This is a genomic window from Pseudonocardia sp. DxW, from assembly GCF_058448985.1.
Genome location: NZ_JBZFLK010000007.1, coordinates 279,049 through 297,227, shown reverse-complemented (window position 1 = coordinate 297,227; position 18,179 = coordinate 279,049). Strand labels below are relative to the sequence as shown.

Here is an 18,179-nt window from a genome sequence, read left to right as displayed (position 1 = left end):
TATGTCCGCTTTCGTCGCGCAGGTCCCGCTCCGCTGGACCGACCAGGACGCCTACCGGCACGTCAACCACGCCCGGATCGTCACGCTGATCGAGGAGGCCCGCGTCGCGCTGGCCTTCACCGGCGCCGGCGAGGAGGGGCTGGCCGGGTTCTCGTCCGGGCTGCTGGTCGCCGGGCTGAACGTGGAGTACAAGCGGCAGCTGCCGTGGCGGTCCGAACCGCTACGGGTGGAGATCACCGTGCGGGACCTGCGGGCGGCGTCGTTCACCCTGGACTACCTGCTGCACGACGGGCCGGGACCGGACGATCCGGTCGCGGTGACCGCGTCCACCAGGATGGCGCTCTACGATCTGGACGCCGGTCGGCCGCGTCGGCTCACCGACGGCGAGCGCGACTACCTGAAGCGGCACCTGGGGGAGGTCTCGTGATCCTGCGGCTGGCCGACGTGACCGAGCGAGACGATCTCGGCGCGTTCACCGCGCGGGTGGCGCGGCTCGACGAGGCGGCGGCGATCCGGCTGACGGCCACCGGTGACCGGGTCACGGCGTGGGCGCGGACCCCGTTCGACGTGCTCGTCACCCGGTCGGTGACCGGCACCCTGGACGGCGGCGGGCCGGTGACGGCGCACGCGTCGTCGCTGCTGACCGCGCTGGCGGTGGAACGGGCCGAGGAGATCGATCCCGGGCCGGCCGCGGCCTGGTTCGAGGAGCTGCCACCGGAGGACGGCTGGGCGCTGGTCGACGACGTCCCCGCCGACGAGCTGGACGGGCTGGCCGATCGCGGATTGGCACTGGCCCGCGAGCACGCCGGGCCGATGGGGCCGCCGGCGTCGCTGCTGGACCAGACGGTGCTGACGGTGTCGCCGCCGGAACCGGGCCGCCCGGTGACGGTGCCGATGCGGGTGCTGTTCGCGATGTCCGGGATGGGCTTCCTGGGCTCCGGTCCCGGCGGCGCCGGGGACGGGCCACGGGTGCGGGTGTCGGCGTCCGGTTCCTGGGTGCGGCTGGACGCCCGCTACGGCGCCGTCGTGCGACGCCGGGTGGTGTCGCTGCCGCTGATGGTCACCGCCTGATCCCGGTTCAGGAACCGAGGTCGAGCACGCTGACCTCGCCGTCGCCGGTGACCCAGCCGGTGCGGCCGTCCGCGGAGACGGCGATCGCGGTCGGGTTCAGCGCGACGTCGGTGGTGCCGGCCACCCGCCAGGTCGACGTGCGGATCACCTGCAGGCCCTGGTCGGTGACGGCGTAGAGGTGCCTGCCGTCGGGGGCGAAGGCCAGGCCGGTGGGGCCGCCCCGGGTCTCGACGCCGGCGACCTCCCGGCCGTCGGCCGGATCGAGCACGGTGACGGTGTCCGAGTCGGGGCCGCCGACGGCGACCTGGGTCTCCGGCCCGGCGGACACCGCGACGGCCTCCGCGCCGCCGCGCACCGGATAGCTGCGGAGCACGGTGAGGCTGCTCGGGTCCAGCACGGTGAGCTGGTCGGCGCCGCGGGTCGCGAGGTAGATGCGGTCCCCGGTGTCGTTGCCGGCGGCCGCGAACGGGTCCCGGGAGACCGGGACGGAGCGGGTGACCGTCCCGGCGTACGGGTCCAGCTCGTCGACGACGCCGTCGGTGCGCGAGGGCACGTAGAGGAACCGGCCGTCCGGGGCGACGACGGCGCCCGCCGGATCGGCCGTCGTCGACGTGGTGCCGAGGACGGACGCCCCCGGCACGTCGACGACGGCGAGCTGCCCGCCCTCGGGGCCGGTGAGGCTGACGAACGCCCGGGCGCCGTCCGGGGACGTGGTCACGCCCTGCGGGGTCGCCGGGAGCGGGATCTCGGCGGTGACGGTGTCGGTGGCGCCGTCGAGCACCAGCAGGCGCGGGTCGTCGGCCACCGCGACCAGGGCCGTCCGGCCGTCCGCGGTGGCCGCGACCGCGACCGGTTCCGCGCCGACCCCGACGGTGGCCCGGACCGTCGGCCGGGACGCGCTCGCCGCGGCCGGGCCGGCGTCGGGACGCGGCCCGAGACCGGCGGCGGGGGCGCCCTCGGTGACGGCGCGGTCCGGGCCGGCGCCGTCCCCGTCGGACCCGGGGGAGACCATCGCCCACAGGGTCAGGGTGCCGAGCAGCACGATCGCGAGTGCGATCGCCAGCCCGGCCGGTGACACCCCGCGGCGGCCGTTGCGCGGCTTCGCGGACATGATCGCCTCGCGGCGCGGGGTGATCGGCTTGCCGGACCCGGACCCCGGGTCGGCGGCCGGCCGCACCTCGGTGCGCGGCCCGGTGTCGGTGACCGCGCCGTCCCGGCCGGATGCGGCGCGGGCCGCGGCGACCGACACGGCACCCACCGACGCGGCGGCCGCGACATTCCCGGTACCGGCACCGCCGGCGCTGTCAACGCTGTCGGTGCTGCCGTCGTTGCTGCCGGTGCCGGTGCTCCCGTCGCGGCCGGTGGGGTCGGCGGTGGTGCGGGCGGTGGGGGTGCCGTTGCGCTGCTCCGGTGCGCGGGGGGCGTCGCCGGGTGGCGGTCCCTGGTGGGCCGGTCCGTGGTCCGGTGCGCGGGCCGGCGCGGGGGACACCGGTGCGACCCGTGCGGTGGCGTCCGTCCCGTCGCCGTCCCGGCCGTGCCGGGACGACGGCGCCGGGCCGTCCTGCGGGGGCCGGCCGGTGACCGGGCGGGGGCCGCGCCCGGGCGGCGGGGTGATCGCGTGCCGGGGACGGCCGTCGTCGTCGAGGGCGGGGATGGTCACGGTGGCGTCGGACGCCGCCGGCCGGGGCGCCCGGCGGGCGGGATCGTGCTGGGGGCGGCCGTCCGGTGCTGCCCACGGCGCGTGGTCACCGGGCCGCGGGTAGGGCTGCGCGCCGGTGCTGCCGCCGGTGGGCGGCATCCCGCCGGTCGCCTCGGCACCGGACGGGCCTACGGGCCGGGCCGGGCCGGAGCCGCCGCGGCGTGCCGGGGGGCCGGCGGTCGTCGTGTCGGTGGGGAGCGGGTTCCGCCCGGTGCCACCGCTGCCGTGCGCCGGGGCGCCGCGAGCGGGCTCGTCGCGCGGGTCCGGCCGGCCGTGTTCCGCGGGCCGGTCGTCGCCGCGGTGACCGGCGTCGGTGGAGGTGTCGTCGCGGCGGGTGTGGCCGCCCTGCTCGGCGTCCCGGGCGGCGCGGCCGGGGAGCTCGCCGAAGCCGCGGCCGGTGCCACCGCCACCGGGGGTGGCGAACAGGTCGTTGCCGGACAGGCCGGCCATCGCCGGACCGGACGGTGCGCCGCCCATCGGGGGCCGCGGCGCGGACTCCCGCTCGGCGTTCTCCGGGGCGGGCCTGCGGCGACCGGGCATCGTCGGGCGGACCCCGTACGACGGGGTCGCCGGCCGCCCGTCCGTGGTCGGCCCGCCCGGCTCGGCGGTGTCCGCGGGCGCACTCGGGTAGTGCCCGAGCAGCGCGCCGGGCGGCAGGATGTCTGTCTCCGGGCCGCCGTCCGTGCCGGGCCGGGGCGGCCAGCGCTTGGACGTCGTGCCGCCGGTTGCGGGGGCATCGGTCCGGGCGGACCGGACGGGCCTGGCCGCGGGGGCGTCGCCGTCGTCCAGCGGACGGGGCGACGGTGCGATCGGGGGCACCACGGTCGGGGCCGGCTGGGTCGGCGGCGCGTCACCGGGAGCGGAGCGGTCGCCACCCATGCGGGGGCGCCCGGCGGCCGGCGTCGCGGCCGGGTCCCCGGCGCCGGCCGGTCCGGAGCCCGCGGCGTCCGGCCGGCCGGTGGACGGGCGGTCCGTCGGCGCGTCGGCGGCGCCCGGGGTGGCTGCCGGGTCCGGGTGGTTCGCCGCGGATCCCGAACGGTCGGCCTGGCCGGTGGGGTGAGTCCAGGCTGCCGGGCCTGCCGGCCCGCCGGTCTCTGCCGGGTGCGTCCAGGCTGCGGGAGCGCCGGTTTCCGCCGGGCGCGTCCAGTCCGCCGGGCCGCCGGTTTCCGCCGGGTGGGTCCGGGCTGCGGGATCGCCGGTCGTTGCCGGGCGCACGGGGCCTGCGCCGTGTCCGGCCTGGCCCGCGTGGCCGCTGCTGCTCGCCGGGCCGGTCGTCGCCGGTGCGGTCGAGCCGGAAGAGCTGTCCGGGTCGGTGCCGGGTATCGGGTGGCCGGCGTCTGGGATGTCCCGGTGCCGGTCGGCCGGTGTGGGGCCGTCGGTGGCGGGGCTGTCTGTGGTGGCGCTGTCTGTGGTGGCGCTGTCTGTGGTGGCGCTGCCCGGGCTGGCGCTGTTCGTGGTGGCGCCGTTCGCGGTGTCGTTGGTCGCGGTGTCGCCGTAGGAGCCGGGGCCGTCCGTGGCCGGGCGCCCGGTGGGCGGGCCGACCGGAGCGGAGCCGGCCCCAGCGGAGCCCACCGGAGCGGAGCCGATCGGGCCGGAGCCGGAGGGGCTGTCACCGGATCGGTCGGCGCCGGTGGGGCCGGCGCTGCTGCGGTCGGCGCTGATCGGGCCGGTGCGGACGGGGGTGGTGCCGTTCGCGGAGGCATCGACGTCGGGTGCGAACGACGGCGGCGGCGCGAACCGGTCCGCAGGGGTGTGCAGTGGGTCGTCGGTGTCACCGGCGTCGTCGGGCAGCGGCCCGACCCCGAGCGGGTCGTCACCGAGGTCGCCGAGATCGGCGTAGTAACCGTCCGTGCCGTCCGTGCCGTCCGTGCTGCTGGTGTCGTGGGTGCTGTCGTCGTGTGACGGGTCGTCGCCGTGCGTGCCGGGGGCCGGGTCGGTGTCCGGCGCCTCCCGGTCGGCGGCGGGCTTGGTGCCGGTGTGGCCGGCCCCGTCGTGACCGGTCCCGGTGTGGTCGTCGTGACCGGTGCCGTCACCACTGCCGTCGCCGCTGCCGGTGTCGTCGCGGTGGCCGCTGTCGTGTGCAATGTCGGCGGCCGCCGGGCCGGGGCGCGGCGACGGCGTGGGCCGCGGGCCGGTCACCGCCGGTGCGCCCGGCGTGGCGCCGGACCCCCGGCCCGGGGCATCGGCGCGACCGTTGCGCCCACGGACCAGATCGGCGAACCCGGAACCGGTGGACGCCGCCGGACCGGAGGTCACGGACGTCTCCACCGGTGCTCCCCCGGACGGCTCCGCAGCGGGAGCCGGGCCAGTCACACCGGTGGCATCGGCCGTGCCGGCGTCGCCGGTTGCGGCGTCGTCGGTGCCGGCGTCGGGGGAGCGTGCGGAACCCGACCGCATCACCAGGTCGACGAGGGATCCCGGGACCACGGGGACGCGGCCGGTCCGGATCGCCTCGCCGAGCCCGTCAGGGTCCGGTTCCGCGGCGTCGTCACGTCCCGGCTGGCCGGGCGCCGACGTCATGCGTTCTGCGACGGTCGGGTGCACATAACGATCTGATTATCGCGAGCGGCGCCCGGGGCCCTGACCCCGGGTCGGTCCCCGGTGCGTGCGGGACCCACCTGCGGCGCCGTCCGTCCTGGTCCGGGCGTTGTCACGGCCCGCGCCGAGATCACCGAACGGGAGTACCCCGATCGAGGTCAGCGACACCGGCGGGATCTGCCCGATCGTGGTGCCCTCGGCGTCGTCCTCCCGCTCGGTGCCGGGGCGGCGCCCGGGGCCGAGCAGCAGGGTACCGGTGGTGGTGTCCTCGTCGACCGTTTCGTCGGTTTCATCCGAATTGCCCGGCAGGCCCGATGTGTCCGTACTGGCCGAGGTGTCGCCGGTCGCGGACGACGACCGGTCCCGGACGGCCGGATCGGGCCGCACCGTGGACGGCAGCCCGTCGGTCCCGGCGCCGGACGACCAGACGAACGAGGGCCCGGTGTCGCGCCCACCGTCCGGGCGCGCGGCGCCGGGGAGATCGGAGATGCCCGGCTCGGACCCGCCGAACAGCGCGTCGTCCAGGGTGGCGGCCACCGGCTCCCGGTCCAGCTCGGCGGCGAGGGTGGTGCGCATCCGGGACAGCTCCTCCCGGACCTCGTCGCGGAGCGCGGCGAGGCGCTCGACGTCCCCGGCGACGCCGGCCCGCCGCTCGCCGAGCCGCCGCAGCGTCTCGGCGGCCTCGTCGCGGGCGGCGGAGAGGATCTCGTCGGCGTCCGCGCGGGTCGTGGCCAGCAGCCGGTCGGCCTCCTCGGCGGCCCGGTCGAGCCGCTCGGCGGCGTCCCGCTCGCGGTCGGCGAGCTCGCGCTCGCGGCGGGCGGCCTCGCGCTCCTGCTCGTCCAGCGCGGTCCGGCGGGCGGTGAACTCGCGGTCGAGTTCCGCGGCCCGGCCGAGCAGCGCCTCCTCGGTGCGGGTGCGCCGCTCGTCGGCCTCCTCGCGGGCCCGGGCGAGCACGGCGTCGGCCTCCTCGCGGGCGCCGGCGACGATGGACTCGGCCTCGTCGGCCGCGCGGCCGCGCAGCTCGGCGGCCTCCCGCTCGGCGGCCTCCAGGACGCGCTCCACCCGGAGCCCGAAGCCCGCCTGCTCGGACGCGCCGGCCTCGACCTGCTGCTGCAGCCTGCGGCTCTGCGCGCGGGCCGCGGACAGCGCCTGCTCGGCGGCCTCGGCGCGCCGGATCTCGTCGTGGATCCGCCGGTCCAGGTCCGAGAGCCGGGTCTCGACCTGGGCGCGGTCGTAGCCGCGGAGCACGACGGCGAACCAGGCCCCGTCCACCACGCCGCCGGGCTCGCCGCCGCCGGAACCGGTCGGTGCGTCGGCGGCACGGTGCGAGTGCCGGGACGACCCGGGCGCAGGATCGGGACGTTGCGGACCGGACGCGGATCCGGACGGCGACGGCAGTGCGGTCACGATGAACCCCCAGACGGGTGACTTCTCGCCGCCCGACCTCCCGGGGCGGCGTCCCGTTCAACGAGATCGGACGCGTTCGGTCACGATCACGGCGGCTCGCGCCCGGATTGCGGCCGAACACCACCCGATCGGCCGCCGGATGGCGGATCGGGGGTTTGCGGAGGGTGACGATCAAGGACGTCGCAGTCAGAACGTGTCAGGGAACCGGATCGTCGGCGGACCGCCGCGCCCGGATCAGAACTCGGAGTTCTGCATGCTGAGCGCGGCGTACTGGAGGTAGTTCCACAGCTGCTCGCGGTGCTCGGGCGAGAGGTCCTCCTCGTCGACCGCGATCCGCATGCAGCGCAGCCAGGCGTCCCGCTCGATCGGGCCGATCGTGAACGGCACGTGCCGCATCCGCAGCCGGGGGTGCCCGCGCTGGTCGGAGTAGGTGCGCGGGCCGCCCCAGTACTGCTCCAGGAACATCCGCAGCCGCTCCTCGGCCGGGCCCAGATCCTCCTCCGGGTACATCGGCCGCAGCACGTCGTCCCGGGCGACCTCCTGGTAGAACCGGTGGACGATCCGGCGGAAGACCGGAGCGCCGCCCACCTCGGCGTAGAAGTTCTGCGGTGCACTCACGCCGTCATGGTCTCAGCTCTGCCGCTGCGTGCGCCCGTCCAGGGCGGCGGTCGGGAACAGCATCGGCCGCGGGACCCCGTGGTCGTCGAACGCGTCGGTGATCGCGCCGTTGAGTGCGCGCTGCACCGCCCACTGCCGGCCCGGCTTGACCCGGACGGTGATCCGCAGCGTAACGCCCTCCGGGCTGATCCGGTCGACGCCGAGCACCTCGGGCGGCTCCAGGACGTCACCGGAGATGTCGTCCTGGGCGGCCCGCGTGGTCGCCGTCGAGCCGGCCAGCTCGGTGGCCTGCTCGACGTCGGCGCTGTGCGCGATCGGCAGGTCCACCACGGCGACGGCGTAGCCCTGGCTCATGTTGCCCACCCGCAGGATCTCGCCGTTGCGGACGTACCAGACGGTGCCCTGCAGGTCCCGGATCGTGGTGATCCGCAGCCCGACCGCCTCGACGGTGCCGACCGCCTCGCCGACGTCGACGATGTCGCCGACCCCGTACTGGTCCTCCAGCAGCATGAACATGCCGGACAGGAAGTCGCGCACCAGGTTCTGCGCGCCGAAACCGATCGCCAGGCCGAGCACCCCGGCACCGGCGAGCAGCGGGCCCAGCGGGTAGCCGAGCTCGTTCATCACCATCATCACCGCGACCAGCAGCACCACCGCGGAGACGATCGAGCGCAGCACCGACCCGATGGTGCGGGCGCGCTGCATCCGGCGCTGCGCACCGGGGGCGTCGCCGCTGCCGCCGCCCTCGGGGGCGCGGCGCAGCCGGCGGGCCCGCCCGGCGAGCGCGGTGAACGCGCCGTTGGTGGCACCGTTGACCATCCGCGCGATGCCGCGGTGCGCCAGCCAGCGCGCCAGCACCGCGATCAGGATGATCGAGGTGATCGAGATGGTGCGGCCGACGATGACGTCGGCGTGCTGGGCGATGAAGTCGTTGTTGGTCCAGCGGTAGAGGGTGGCGCACCAGGACCCCGGGTCCTGGGTGCACTGCGGCATGAGGGCGCCGGTGAGACCCGGGGCAGGGACCGGCGGGATGACCGTGCTGATCACGCGTCCTCCTCGGGGGCGGTGAGGGCTGCGTAGGCGCGACCCGCGGGACGGCGCTCGCCGGGCGTCACCGACCGGGATGCCCGGCGGATCGCGTGACCCGAGACTACGTCACCCGTACCGGTGGTCCGCAGCCCCCAGGTGGGCCGGCAGCGAGTGGTGTACCGGCAGGTCGGGGGCCGGTTGCGGGGCGTCGCGCACGGTGCGCAGCGGTACCACGCCGCACCAGGCGAGATCGGCCTCGACGTCCGGCGGGTCGTCCGACGGCGGGCCGGAGCGGCGCTTCACGCTGGCCTCGGTCAGGTCGAGCGCGAACAGCGCGGTCGCGGCGAGCTCGCGGTTGTTCGGCCGGCGGGCGTGGTCCCAGGCGCCCGGGGTCAGGTGCTCGACGATCGCGCGCAGCCCGTCGGCCTTCGCGGCGGGATCGGTGACCCGCCGGGCCGTCCCGTGCACGACGGCGCTGCGGTAGTTCATCGAGAAGTTCATCACCGCCCTGGCGTGCACGATCCCGTCCAGGTGGGTGACGGCGACCGAGCAGGGCAGCTCGTCGGTGCGCAGCCAGCCCGCACCGGTGGATCCGTGCAGGTAGAGGGTGTCGCCGGCGCGTCCGTACGCGGTGGGCAGCACCACCGGTGCGCCGTCGCGGACGAACCCGACGTGGCACACCAGGCCCTCGTCGAGGAGTGCGTGCAGCTCGGCGCGGTCGGTGGCGGCGCGATCGGGCTTGCGGCCGAGGGTGCTGCGGGTGGTGGGGGAGAGCGTCACGCGACCAGCGTGACGCCGTGCAGTGGCATCCTGGAACGGCCAATCCCGCGCCGATCGGAAAGGCCGATTCGTGTCCGAGGTCCCGCCGCTGCCGCTCGACCGCGGCTCGTCAGTCCCGCTCGCGGTGCAGCTCGCCGACGGGCTCCGCGCGGCCGCGGCCGGTGGCACGCTGCGGCCCGGCGACCGGCTGCCCTCGACCCGGGCGTTGGCGGCCGCGCTGCGGGTGAGCCGCACGGTCACCGCCGCCGCGTTCGACCAGCTGCTCGCCGAGGGCTGGGTGGCCGGCCGGACCGGCTCGGGCACCTACGTCACCGCGCTCCCGGTCGGGCTCCCGGACGACGGCACCCGCGACGCGACGCCCGGTGCGGTGCGCGCACCGCACCGGGACGGCGTCCCGGCGGCGCTCGATCCCGGCCGGCCCTGCGTCGCGGCGCTCGACCGGGCGGTGTGGCGCCGGGCCTGGCGGGCCGCCGCCGATCCGGAACCCGACGACGCACCCCGCCCGGACGGACTGCCGGACTTCCACGCCGCCGTCGTCGAGCACCTGCTGCGGCACCGCGGGCTCACCCCGGACGCCGTGCTGACCACCGCGGGCACCTCGGCCGCCGTCGCCGAGCTGGCCCGGCTGCTGCCCGCGGGCGCCCGGGTCGCGGTAGAGGAGCCCGGCTACCGGCGCGCGGTCTCCGCGCTGCGTGCCGCCGGGCTGCGGATCGTGCCCGTCCCGGTGGACGGCGACGGCCTGGTCGTCGACGCCGTCCCGGCCGGTTGTGCGGCCGTGTACGTCACCCCGGCGCACCAGTTCCCGACCGCGGTGCGGATGCCCGCCAACCGCCGGGTGGCGCTGGTCGAGCGGGCCCGGGCCGAGGGGTTCCTGATCATCGAGGACGACTACGACGGCGAGCTGCGCTACGACGTCGCGCCGCTGCCGCTGCTCGCCGCGCTCGCCCCGGACACGGTGGTGCACCTCGGCACCGCCAGCAAGATCGTCAGCCCGACGCTGGGGGTCGGCTGGGCGCTCGCCCCGCCACCGGTGCTCGCCGCCTGGCGGGACCTGCGCGAACGCACCGGGAACCGGCCCTCGCCGGCGGGCCAGCGGGTGCTCGTCGCGCTGGCCCGGCACGGCGACCTGTCCCGGCACCTGCGCCGGCTGCGCCGCGAGCTGCGCGAACGCCGGTCCACGGTGCTGGCCGCCGCGGCCGCCGCGGGCTGGACGGCGCACGGCGACCCGGCCGGGGCGCACCTGGTGCTGCGCGGCTTCCCCGGGACCGAGGCCGGGCAGGTCGCCGCGGCCGCCGGGCGCGGGATCACGGTCCGCGGGCTGGCCGGCTACCACGAGGGCCCGTCGCGGACGTCCGGGCTGGTGGTCGGCCACGCCGCCGGGACCCGGGCCGACCTGCGGGCCGCGCTGGCCCGGCTGACCGGCTGATCGGGCGCCCGGCGGGGCCGCCTACCCTCGGGGCCCATGAGTTCCGACCGGGTCAGGGTCGCCGTCGTCTTCGGTGGCCGTAGTTCCGAGCACGCGATCTCGTGCGTCTCCGCGGGCAGCGTGCTTACCCACCTCGACCCGGAGCGGTTCGAGGTGGTCCCGGTCGGCATCAGCCGCGACGGCGGCTGGGTCGTCGGCCCGGGCGACCCGGAGCGGCTGGCGATCTCCGATCGGACCCTGCCCGAGGTGGACGGCACCGCGGACGCGCTGGTGCTGCCCGGCGAGCCCGGCCGCGGCCTGGTCCGACTGGACGCGGACCGGGCCGGCGAGGCACTGTCCGGCGTCGACGTCGTCTTCCCGATCCTGCACGGCGCGTTCGGCGAGGACGGCACCGTGCAGGGCCTGCTGGAGATGGCGGGCCTGCCGTACGTGGGTGCCGGGGTGCTGTCGTCCGCAGTGGGGATGGACAAGGAGTTCGCCAAGAAACTGCTACGCGCCGAGGGCCTCGCCGTCGCCGACGGGGTCGTGCTGCGCCCGGGGACCGACATCGGCTTCGCCGACCGGGACCGGCTCGGACTGCCGCTGTTCGTCAAGCCGGCCCGCGCCGGTTCGTCGATGGGCGTGAGCCGGGTGACCGACCCGGCCGCGCTGGACGCCGCGATCGCCCAGGCCCGGCTGCACGACCCGAAGGTTCTGGTCGAGGCCGCCGTGCCGGGCCGCGAGGTGGAGTGCGCGGTGCTCGAGTTCCCGGACGGCAGCGTCCGGGCCAGCCTGCCCGCGGAGCTGCGCTACACCGGAGAGTTCTACGACTTCGAGTCCAAGTACCTCGACGTGTCCGAGCTGGACATCCCGGCCAAGCTGGACGACGAGATCACCGAGTCGGTGCGCTGGAAGGCGATCACCGCGTTCCGTGCACTGGACGTGCAGGGGCTGGCCCGGGTCGACTTCTTCGTCACCGACGACGGCGCGATCACCGTCAACGAGGTCAACACGATGCCCGGCTTCACCCCGAGCTCGGCGTTCCCGAAGATGTGGGCGGTCACCGGGCTCGACTACCGCGAGCTGCTGACCACGCTGGTCGAGACGGCGCTGAGCCGCGGCACCGGGCTGCGGTAGCTACCGAACCTGCACCGGCTGCACCGGCAGGGTGGCGCCGACCGCGTCCGCCACCGCCTGCAGCGGGCCCGGACCGGTCTCGGTCGGTGCGGTGAGCTCCAGGTACACCTCCCGGTCGACGACGGCGTAGGTGTCCGAGCGGGCGTCCGGCGCGCCGGTCAGCGGCAGCCAGTCCACCCCGTTGACGACGATCAGCGGCGAGGTCGGGCCCAGCTCGGCCGGCCGGTCGGTGCCGCAGCGCAGCACCACCGGCTCCGGCTGCGCCACCCAGGCACGGGCGCCAGGCACGGCCGGGGCCAGCTCGCGCGGCGGCATCGGGCCGCCCGTGCCGGGGAGTTCGGCGGGCAGCGCCTCCAGCACGGCGGCACAGGCCGGGGTGGTCGCCTGCGGGGCGGCGTCGGCGGGGAGCTCGAGCGGGCCGGTGTCCGGCCCGGCCGTCGTCCGGGCGTGGATCCCCAGCCCGGCGACGACGACCGCCAGCAGCAGGGGCAGGGCGACCGCCACCGCGGTGAGCGGTGCGATGCGTCGGCTCCCGGCCCCTGCCACGGGTACGGCCCGATCAGTTGAGCTTGACCACGGGGCAGGTGAGCGTCCGGGTGATCCCGTTGACGTTCTGCACCCGGGCGACGACGAGCCGGCCGAGCTCGTCGACGTCGTCGGCCTCGGCGCGGACGATCACGTCGTACGGTCCGGTGACGTCCTCCGCCGAGATGACCCCCGGCAGGCCCCCGATCTCGGAGGCGACGGAGGCGGCCTTGCCGACCTCCGTCTGGACGAGGATGTATGCCTGCACCACGGCGTGCCCCTTTCCGGTACGTGCCGCCCTGCCCGATGGTTGACGGCAGGAATGTCGGACGCCGAACCTACCGGAGGCAGCCCCCGTGTCCCCATCCGCGATCACGCCCGAGGGCGGTTCCGAGGCGAGCGTCTCACTCCGGGAGGTTGGTGAGTTCCGGGTGATCGACCGGGTCACCGCCGGCCGGGTCCAGCCGGACAGCACCCTGCTCGGCCCCGGTGACGACTCGGCCGTCGTCGCGACCCCGGACGGGCGGGTGGTCGCCTGCACCGACGTCCTGGTCGAGGGCGTGCACTTCCGGCTGGACTGGTCCAGTCCCGAGCAGGTGGGCCGCAAGGCGGCCGCGGCGAACCTGGCCGACCTGGCCGCGATGGGCGCGGTGCCCACCTCGCTGCTGGTCGGGCTGGCCTGCCCGTCGGAGACGCCGGCGTCCTGGATCGAGCAGCTCGCCGACGGGCTGTGGGCGGAGGCGTCGGCGGTGGAGGCCGGGCTGGTCGGCGGCGACCTGACGTCGGGGCCGGTGCTCGTGGTCTCGGTGACCGCGCTCGGGTCGCTGCAGGGCCGGTCGCCGGTGCTGCGTTCGGGGGCGCGGCCGGGCGACCGGGTTGCGGTCTGCGGGCGGCTCGGGTGGTCGGCCGCCGGGCTGGCCGTGCTCGGCCGCGGGTTCCGGTCGCCCGCGGCACTGGTGAACGCGCACCGGGTGCCCGCCCCGCCGTACGCCGCGGGGCCGGCCGCGGCCGCCGCCGGCGCCACCGCGATGATCGACGTGTCGGACGGGCTGCTGGCCGACCTGGCGCACGTCGCGGGCGCCTCCGGGGTGGCGGTGCGGCTGCGGTCGCGGGCGTTCACGGTGCCGGCGAAGCTGGCCGAGATCGGCTCGGCGCTCGGCCTGGACCCGCTGCGGTGGGTGCTCACCGGGGGCGAGGACCATGCGCTCGCCGCGACGTTCCCGCCGGACGCGACGTTGCCGGCGGACTGGGTCGAGGTGGGCGCCGTCGAGCGGCTCGACGACGACGGACCGGGCGTCACGGTGGACGGACGGTCCTACGACGGCGACGCCGGATGGATCCACTTCGCGAAATACTGATTCCACTCACGCCTTGCGATACGCCCGCCCGGATGACAAGGTCCTGTGCACTCGTGTTGGCTCCGGACGTTCTGTCCGGAAGGCACCGTCTCCCGAGGAGATGTCACCGTGGACAACCTGGGCGTACTCAGCCTGCTCGCGCTCACGCCGATCCTCGTCGTCGCGATCCTGCTGGTCGGGCTGCGCTGGCCGGCGAAATACGCGATGCCGCTCGGCTTCGTCGTGGCGGCGCTGATCGGCGCCCTGGTGTGGGGGATGGACACCACGACGATCGTGGCCGCCTCGATCGAGGGCCTGGTGATCGCGATCGGGTTGCTCTACATCATCTTCGGTGCGTTGCTGCTGCTGCAGACCCTGACCCAGAGCGGGGCGCTGGCGACCATCCGCGCCGGGTTCACCAGCATCAGCCCGGACCGCCGGGTGCAGGCGATCATCATCGGTTGGCTGTTCGGCTCGTTCATCGAGGGCGCGTCCGGGTTCGGGACGCCCGCCGCGGTCGTCGCCCCGCTGCTGCTCGCGCTCGGCTTCCCGGCGCTCGCCGCGGTGCTGGTCGGCATGGTCATCCAGTCCACCCCGGTCAGCTTCGGCGCGGCCGGGACGCCGGTCCTGACCGGTCTGGGGCAGGGGCTGTCCGGGTCGGCCGAGGTCGAGGCACGCACCGCGGCGCTCGGGCTGGACGCCACCGGCTACCTGTCCGTGCTCGGCCTCGAGGTGGCCGTGCTGCACGCGGTCGCGGGCACCCTGATCCCGCTGTTCCTGGTCTGCCTGCTGACCCGCTTCTTCGGCGAGAACCGCAGCTTCGCCGAGGGCCTGGCGGTGTGGCCGTTCGCGCTGTACGCGGCGTTCGCGATGACCGTGCCCTACGTGGCGGTCGCCGCCCTGCTCGGCCCGGAGTTCCCGGCCCTGCTCGGCGGGCTGATCGGGCTCGCGCTGGTCATGTTCACCTCCAGCCGCGGTTTCCTGATGCCGAAGACGGTGTGGGAGTTCCCGCCCCGGGAGAGCTGGCTGGACCGCTGGACCGGCTCCATCCAGCCCGACACCTCGGTCGCCGGGGCGCGGATGAACATCTGGCTGGCCTGGACCCCGTACGTGGTCGTCGCGCTGGTCCTGGTGCTCTCCAGGACGGTCGAGCCGATCAAGGACTGGCTGACCGGGGTGACGGTCGGCCCGGACGACATCCTCGGCACCGGGATCGACGAGCAGCTGCAGCCGCTGTACTCGCCGGGCGCGGTGTTCCTGCTGGCCTGCCTGGTCACCTACGGGCTGCACCGGATGACCGGCCGGCAGATCGGGTCGTCCTGGTCGGTGTCGGCCCGCCAGCTCGCCGGCGCGGCGGTGGCGCTGCTGTTCGCGCTGCCACTGGTCCGGATCCTGATCAACTCCGGCCCGGACTTCAACGACACCGGGCTGGCGTCGATGCCGCTCACCCTCGCCGAGGGCGCGGCCGCGGTGGCGGGCCCGGCCTGGCCGATCCTCGCGCCGTGGATCGGGGCCCTCGGGGCGTTCGTCGCGGGCTCGAACACGGTCTCCAACCTGACCTTCGCGCTGTTCCAGTTCGCGACCGCGGAGAACATCGGGGTGGCCCCGGAGACCGTCGTCGCGACCCAGGCCGTCGGTGGCGCGGCCGGCAACATGATCACCGTGCACAACGTCGTCGCCGCGTCGGCGACCGTCGGCCTGCTCGGCAGGGAGGGCGACGTCATCCGGATGACGATCATCCCGATGACCTACTACTGCCTACTCACCGGTGCGCTGGCGTTCGTGCTGATCTACGGCGTCGGGTTCAACCTCGGCACGGTGCTGCTGGTGCTGGTGCTGGTGACCCTGGCGGCGATCGTCGTCGGGCTGAAGCGGTCCGTGCCCGCGCGGAGCTGACCGCACCCCCGACGCCCGCCGGCCCGGTCACCGCACGGTGACCGGGCCGGCGCGCGGACGTCAGCCGCCGCGGCGCCAGAACAGCAGGACGCGGCGTAGCCGGCTGCGCAGTCCCGGGTGTCCCGGAACGGAGCGCTGCGGCGTCGGGAACTGCCGGAACTCCGGTGGCGGCGGAGTCAGGCCGGCCGCGGGTAGGGTCGGCGGGTCCATCGCGACGAGGGTCTGCGGGAAATGACGGGCTGACGGGGTCACGGACTTCTCCTGCACGAACGCACCATCGCTCTGAGTGGTCACTCCGTTACCAGATTTGTGCTCCACAGTCAGCCTCCTCGATCTGCACGCCCGCGCACCGTCGACGTCGTCGGCGCGCCGACACGACCCCGGAGATCCGGGCGGGGCGCGGAGGGCCCGGCGGGCGGCCAGAGGAGCGCGGGCACCGGTGCCTGCACGTTGCAGGGTAGTACGGCCCCCGCTGCCGGGAGCGTGCGGTGCCTCACCGGGAGAGCCGGTCGCCGTCCCCGATCGGGTTACCGTACAGGTGCGCACGCGACGGACGGTCGCCGGAACGGAGCGGAGGTGGCCGGTGTCGGCAGCGGGCTGGGTGGCGCTGGCGGGATGGGTGCTCGCCGGGGTGCTGCTGGTCCTCGGGCACGGGCGGATCGAACAGCTACAGCGGGCCGACACCGCGCGCAAATGGGACCTGCTCGCACTGCGTGCCGAGCTCGGGGCGTTGCGTGCGCAGCTGGGCTCCGCAGAGCCGGTGGCGGAGCCGGCCCCGGTGGAACAGTCCCCGGTGGAGCAGCCCCTGGGGGAGTCGGCCGTGGGGGAGCCGGTCCTGGTGGAGCCGGGCGCGGCGCATCCGCCGTGGGGCGAACCGCGTGGGCGCCGGGCGGGCGCCCGGCGTGCGGCCGCCCCCGCGACCGTCCGGACGACGGGGCCGACGGCCTGGCGGCGGTCGCACCGCCGCCGGGTCCGCCGGCGCACCTACTGAACCGGCCGAGCTACCTCCACCGTCACGGCAGCGGCCGGTCGGGCACCGGTGTCGCCTGCGACGCGATCGTCACGGACAGCACGGCGAGCATCCTGGGGTCCGGCGGAACGGGTGCGTGACGGATCTGGTCGCCCGGAGGCGTCGGCGACGTCCAGGACGAGATCCGGGTGCTCCCCGGCCGCGCCACCAGCACCAGATCGGTGACATCCGCGTCGGCGAACCGGCGCAGCTCCGCGGCCACCGCCTCCTCGTCCCCGGCGGCCACGGTCTCGGCGATCCGGGTCACTCCGCCCCGCTCCAGCGCCGTCCGGTAGGCGGGCATGTCGGCGGCCACGCCGAACGTCCGCTCGATCCCGGCCCGGGCCGCGTCCGGATCGGAGGTCACCACGGTCACCACCGAGACGACGATCCGGGTGGTGTCCGGCAGCGCGGGCCGCAGGTGGTCGGCGACCAGGTCCGGCCGCACCCAGGTGGCGACCGTGCCGTCGGTGAGCTCCCCGGCGACGGCGAGCATCCGCGGCCCGAGCGCGGACAGCAGCAACCGGGGCGGCGGGCCGGGCACCATGATCCGGGTGTCGACGGTGTGGAAGCGGCCCCGGTGGGTGACGTGCTCGCCGTGCAGCAGCGGTCGCAGGATCTCCAGGTACTCGCGGGTTCGGGCGGTGACCGCGTCGTAGGGCAGGCCGAGCTGGTCGGTCACGAACCACCCGTGACCCGGCCCCACGCCGAGCGTCAGCCGCCCGCCGACGACGGCCTGCACGGTCAGCGCGTTCGCCGCCAGCGCGGTCGGATGCACCGGGGCGGTGAGCGTCACCGCGGTGCCGAGCTCGGCGGGCCCACGGTCCGGACCGGCACCGGGGAGCAGCGCCAACGGGTCCCAGCTGCCCGGGAGCCGGTTCGCCCAGACCGCGTCGAGCCCGCGCCGGCCCGCCGCAGCGATCGCGTCGTGGACCGTTGCCGGTCCGCCGGAGGGGTCGAGGAAGGTTCCGATCCGCATGGGTCCGGCCCACCCCGGCGGCGGGCGGCGAACCAGACCGGAACAGACCGCGCAGCGATCAGCGTCGGACATCGATGCAGGCAGGGAGCGGCGGACATTGAACTGCGCGGGTTGCGCTACTTCGTCATGGTGGCCGAGGAGTTGCACTTCGGCCGGACCGCGGAACGGCTGCGGATCGTCCAGCCGGCGGTCAGCAGGCAGGTCGCGCTGCTGGACCGGTCGTCCCGGCACGTCCCGCTGACCCCGGCCGGGCGCCGGGTGCTCGCCGCGGCGCGCGAGGCGCTGGCCGCGGCGGACCGGGTGCACCGGGTGCTCGACGAGCCCGCCGTCCGGCTCCGGCTGGGCACCGCGGCCGGCCCGACCGCGCGGATCGAGACCGGCATCGAGCGGCTGCGCGCCCGCAACCAGGCACTCGACGTGCAGCTGTTCGACCTGCCGGTGCGGGAGCGGCTGGACGCGGTGCTGGCCGGGGACCTGGATCTCGCGCTGGTCCGCGGTACCCCGGTGGCCCGCGGGCTGTTGGTGCGCCCGGCCTGGACCGAGCCGTTGCACGCGGTCGTGTCCGCCCGGCACCCGCTGGCCGGGGCCGGCCCGGTGACCCTGGCCGAGCTGGCCGCGACGGGCCCGTTCCGGTTCCTTGCCGGGACGGCGACCGGCCCGTGGCACGACGCGGTGGCCCGGATCGTCGAGCCGGCCGGGGTGCGGTCCGGTGCGTGACGGCGGGTCGGGACCGAGGACGACGTCGCCGT

At 76.1% G+C, this 18,179-nt stretch carries 17 protein-coding genes; 8 read left to right on the top strand and 9 right to left on the bottom strand.

All coding sequences use genetic code 11. From position 1 onward, the window contains the following. Position 1: 1 nt before the first annotated feature. Both ACVJO7_RS13835 and ACVJO7_RS13830 read left to right on the top strand, forming a co-directional pair. Complete coding sequence (locus ACVJO7_RS13835) at positions 2-427, top strand: acyl-CoA thioesterase (protein ID WP_491673193.1); 426 nt, start codon at positions 2-4, stop codon at positions 425-427. After that, positions 424-1,071: a DUF8185 domain-containing protein gene (locus tag ACVJO7_RS13830; protein ID WP_491673192.1), complete on the top strand. Its 648-nt coding sequence runs from the start codon at positions 424-426 to the stop codon at positions 1,069-1,071. Before ACVJO7_RS13835 ends, ACVJO7_RS13830 begins: the two co-directional genes overlap by 4 nt. 7 nt (positions 1,072-1,078) lie before the next feature. Here ACVJO7_RS13830 and ACVJO7_RS13825 read toward each other — a convergent pair whose 3' ends face one another. The 5 genes from ACVJO7_RS13825 to ACVJO7_RS13805 form a co-directional block, all read right to left on the bottom strand. Next, complete coding sequence (locus ACVJO7_RS13825) at positions 1,079-5,038, bottom strand: YncE family protein (RefSeq protein WP_491673191.1); 3,960 nt, start codon at positions 5,036-5,038, stop codon at positions 1,079-1,081. Between the two features lie 288 nt (positions 5,039-5,326). Beyond that, the gene (locus ACVJO7_RS13820; RefSeq protein ID WP_491673190.1) at positions 5,327-6,715 is read right to left on the bottom strand and encodes a hypothetical protein; all 1,389 of its coding nucleotides are present in this window, start codon (positions 6,713-6,715) and stop codon (positions 5,327-5,329) included. A gap of 234 nt (positions 6,716-6,949) precedes the next feature. Then, positions 6,950-7,333, bottom strand: coding sequence for a globin (locus tag ACVJO7_RS13815; protein ID WP_344024991.1), 384 nt, complete (start codon positions 7,331-7,333; stop codon positions 6,950-6,952). 12 nt (positions 7,334-7,345) lie between these two features. Next, positions 7,346-8,326 (bottom strand): mechanosensitive ion channel family protein, encoded by a 981-nt coding sequence (locus tag ACVJO7_RS13810; RefSeq protein WP_491673210.1) that lies wholly within the window; start codon positions 8,324-8,326, stop codon positions 7,346-7,348. Between the two features lie 162 nt (positions 8,327-8,488). Then, on the bottom strand, positions 8,489-9,142 hold the full coding sequence (locus ACVJO7_RS13805; RefSeq protein ID WP_491673189.1) for a pyridoxamine 5'-phosphate oxidase family protein: 654 nt from the start codon (positions 9,140-9,142) through the stop codon (positions 8,489-8,491). Positions 9,143-9,212: 70 nt separating this feature from the next. Here ACVJO7_RS13805 and pdxR point away from each other — a divergent pair, with 70 nt between their 5' ends. After that, entirely contained in the window at positions 9,213-10,568 is a 1,356-nt protein-coding gene (pdxR, locus tag ACVJO7_RS13800) for a MocR-like pyridoxine biosynthesis transcription factor PdxR (RefSeq protein WP_491673188.1), read from the top strand. 36 nt (positions 10,569-10,604) lie between these two features. Continuing rightward, complete coding sequence (locus tag ACVJO7_RS13795; protein WP_491673187.1) at positions 10,605-11,684, top strand: D-alanine--D-alanine ligase family protein; 1,080 nt, start codon at positions 10,605-10,607, stop codon at positions 11,682-11,684. On the opposite strand, the gene ACVJO7_RS13790 is transcribed toward ACVJO7_RS13795, so the two are convergent. Then, positions 11,685-12,188, bottom strand: coding sequence for a DUF3515 domain-containing protein (locus ACVJO7_RS13790; protein WP_491673186.1), 504 nt, complete (start codon positions 12,186-12,188; stop codon positions 11,685-11,687). A 55-nt stretch (positions 12,189-12,243) separates the two neighbouring features. Beyond that, positions 12,244-12,480 carry an Lrp/AsnC family transcriptional regulator gene (locus ACVJO7_RS13785; RefSeq protein WP_085915679.1) on the bottom strand — a complete coding sequence of 79 codons (237 nt, stop codon included), beginning with the start codon at positions 12,478-12,480 and terminating at the stop codon, positions 12,244-12,246. Positions 12,481-12,580: 100 nt separating this feature from the next. Here ACVJO7_RS13785 and ACVJO7_RS13780 point away from each other — a divergent pair, with 100 nt between their 5' ends. Further along, positions 12,581-13,567: a thiamine-phosphate kinase gene (locus ACVJO7_RS13780; protein ID WP_491673209.1), complete on the top strand. Its 987-nt coding sequence runs from the start codon at positions 12,581-12,583 to the stop codon at positions 13,565-13,567. A 108-nt stretch (positions 13,568-13,675) separates the two neighbouring features. Beyond that, a complete protein-coding gene (locus tag ACVJO7_RS13775) occupies positions 13,676-15,442 on the top strand; it encodes an L-lactate permease (RefSeq protein ID WP_491673185.1) in 1,767 nt (588 codons plus the stop codon). A gap of 60 nt (positions 15,443-15,502) precedes the next feature. Here the strand turns inward: ACVJO7_RS13775 and ACVJO7_RS13770 are convergent, their stop codons facing one another. After that, positions 15,503-15,694, bottom strand: a complete 192-nt coding sequence (locus tag ACVJO7_RS13770) for a hypothetical protein (RefSeq protein ID WP_491673184.1) — start codon at positions 15,692-15,694, stop codon at positions 15,503-15,505. A 331-nt stretch (positions 15,695-16,025) separates the two neighbouring features. Between ACVJO7_RS13770 and ACVJO7_RS13765 the strand changes: the two genes are divergently transcribed. Continuing rightward, positions 16,026-16,433, top strand: a complete 408-nt coding sequence (locus tag ACVJO7_RS13765; RefSeq protein ID WP_491673183.1) for a hypothetical protein — start codon at positions 16,026-16,028, stop codon at positions 16,431-16,433. A gap of 22 nt (positions 16,434-16,455) precedes the next feature. Here the strand turns inward: ACVJO7_RS13765 and ACVJO7_RS13760 are convergent, their stop codons facing one another. Beyond that, positions 16,456-17,430 carry an LLM class flavin-dependent oxidoreductase gene (locus ACVJO7_RS13760; RefSeq protein ID WP_491673182.1) on the bottom strand — a complete coding sequence of 325 codons (975 nt, stop codon included), beginning with the start codon at positions 17,428-17,430 and terminating at the stop codon, positions 16,456-16,458. Positions 17,431-17,541: 111 nt separating this feature from the next. Between ACVJO7_RS13760 and ACVJO7_RS13755 the strand changes: the two genes are divergently transcribed. Continuing rightward, on the top strand, positions 17,542-18,147 hold the full coding sequence (locus tag ACVJO7_RS13755) for a LysR family transcriptional regulator (protein WP_491673181.1): 606 nt from the start codon (positions 17,542-17,544) through the stop codon (positions 18,145-18,147). The last annotated feature ends 32 nt before the right edge of the window (positions 18,148-18,179 follow it).

Bases quoted from the DNA above. Each gene is read 5' to 3' on its own strand.
- ACVJO7_RS13760 (WP_491673182.1), bottom strand. From the start codon at position 17,430: ATGCGGATCGGAACCTTCCTCGACCCCTCCGGCGGACCGGCAACGGTC.
- ACVJO7_RS13810 (WP_491673210.1), bottom strand. From the start codon at position 8,326: ATGCCGCAGTGCACCCAGGACCCGGGGTCCTGGTGCGCCACCCTCTAC.
- ACVJO7_RS13835 (WP_491673193.1), top strand. From the start codon at position 2: ATGTCCGCTTTCGTCGCGCAGGTCCCGCTCCGCTGGACCGACCAGGAC.
- ACVJO7_RS13795 (WP_491673187.1), top strand. From the start codon at position 10,605: ATGAGTTCCGACCGGGTCAGGGTCGCCGTCGTCTTCGGTGGCCGTAGT.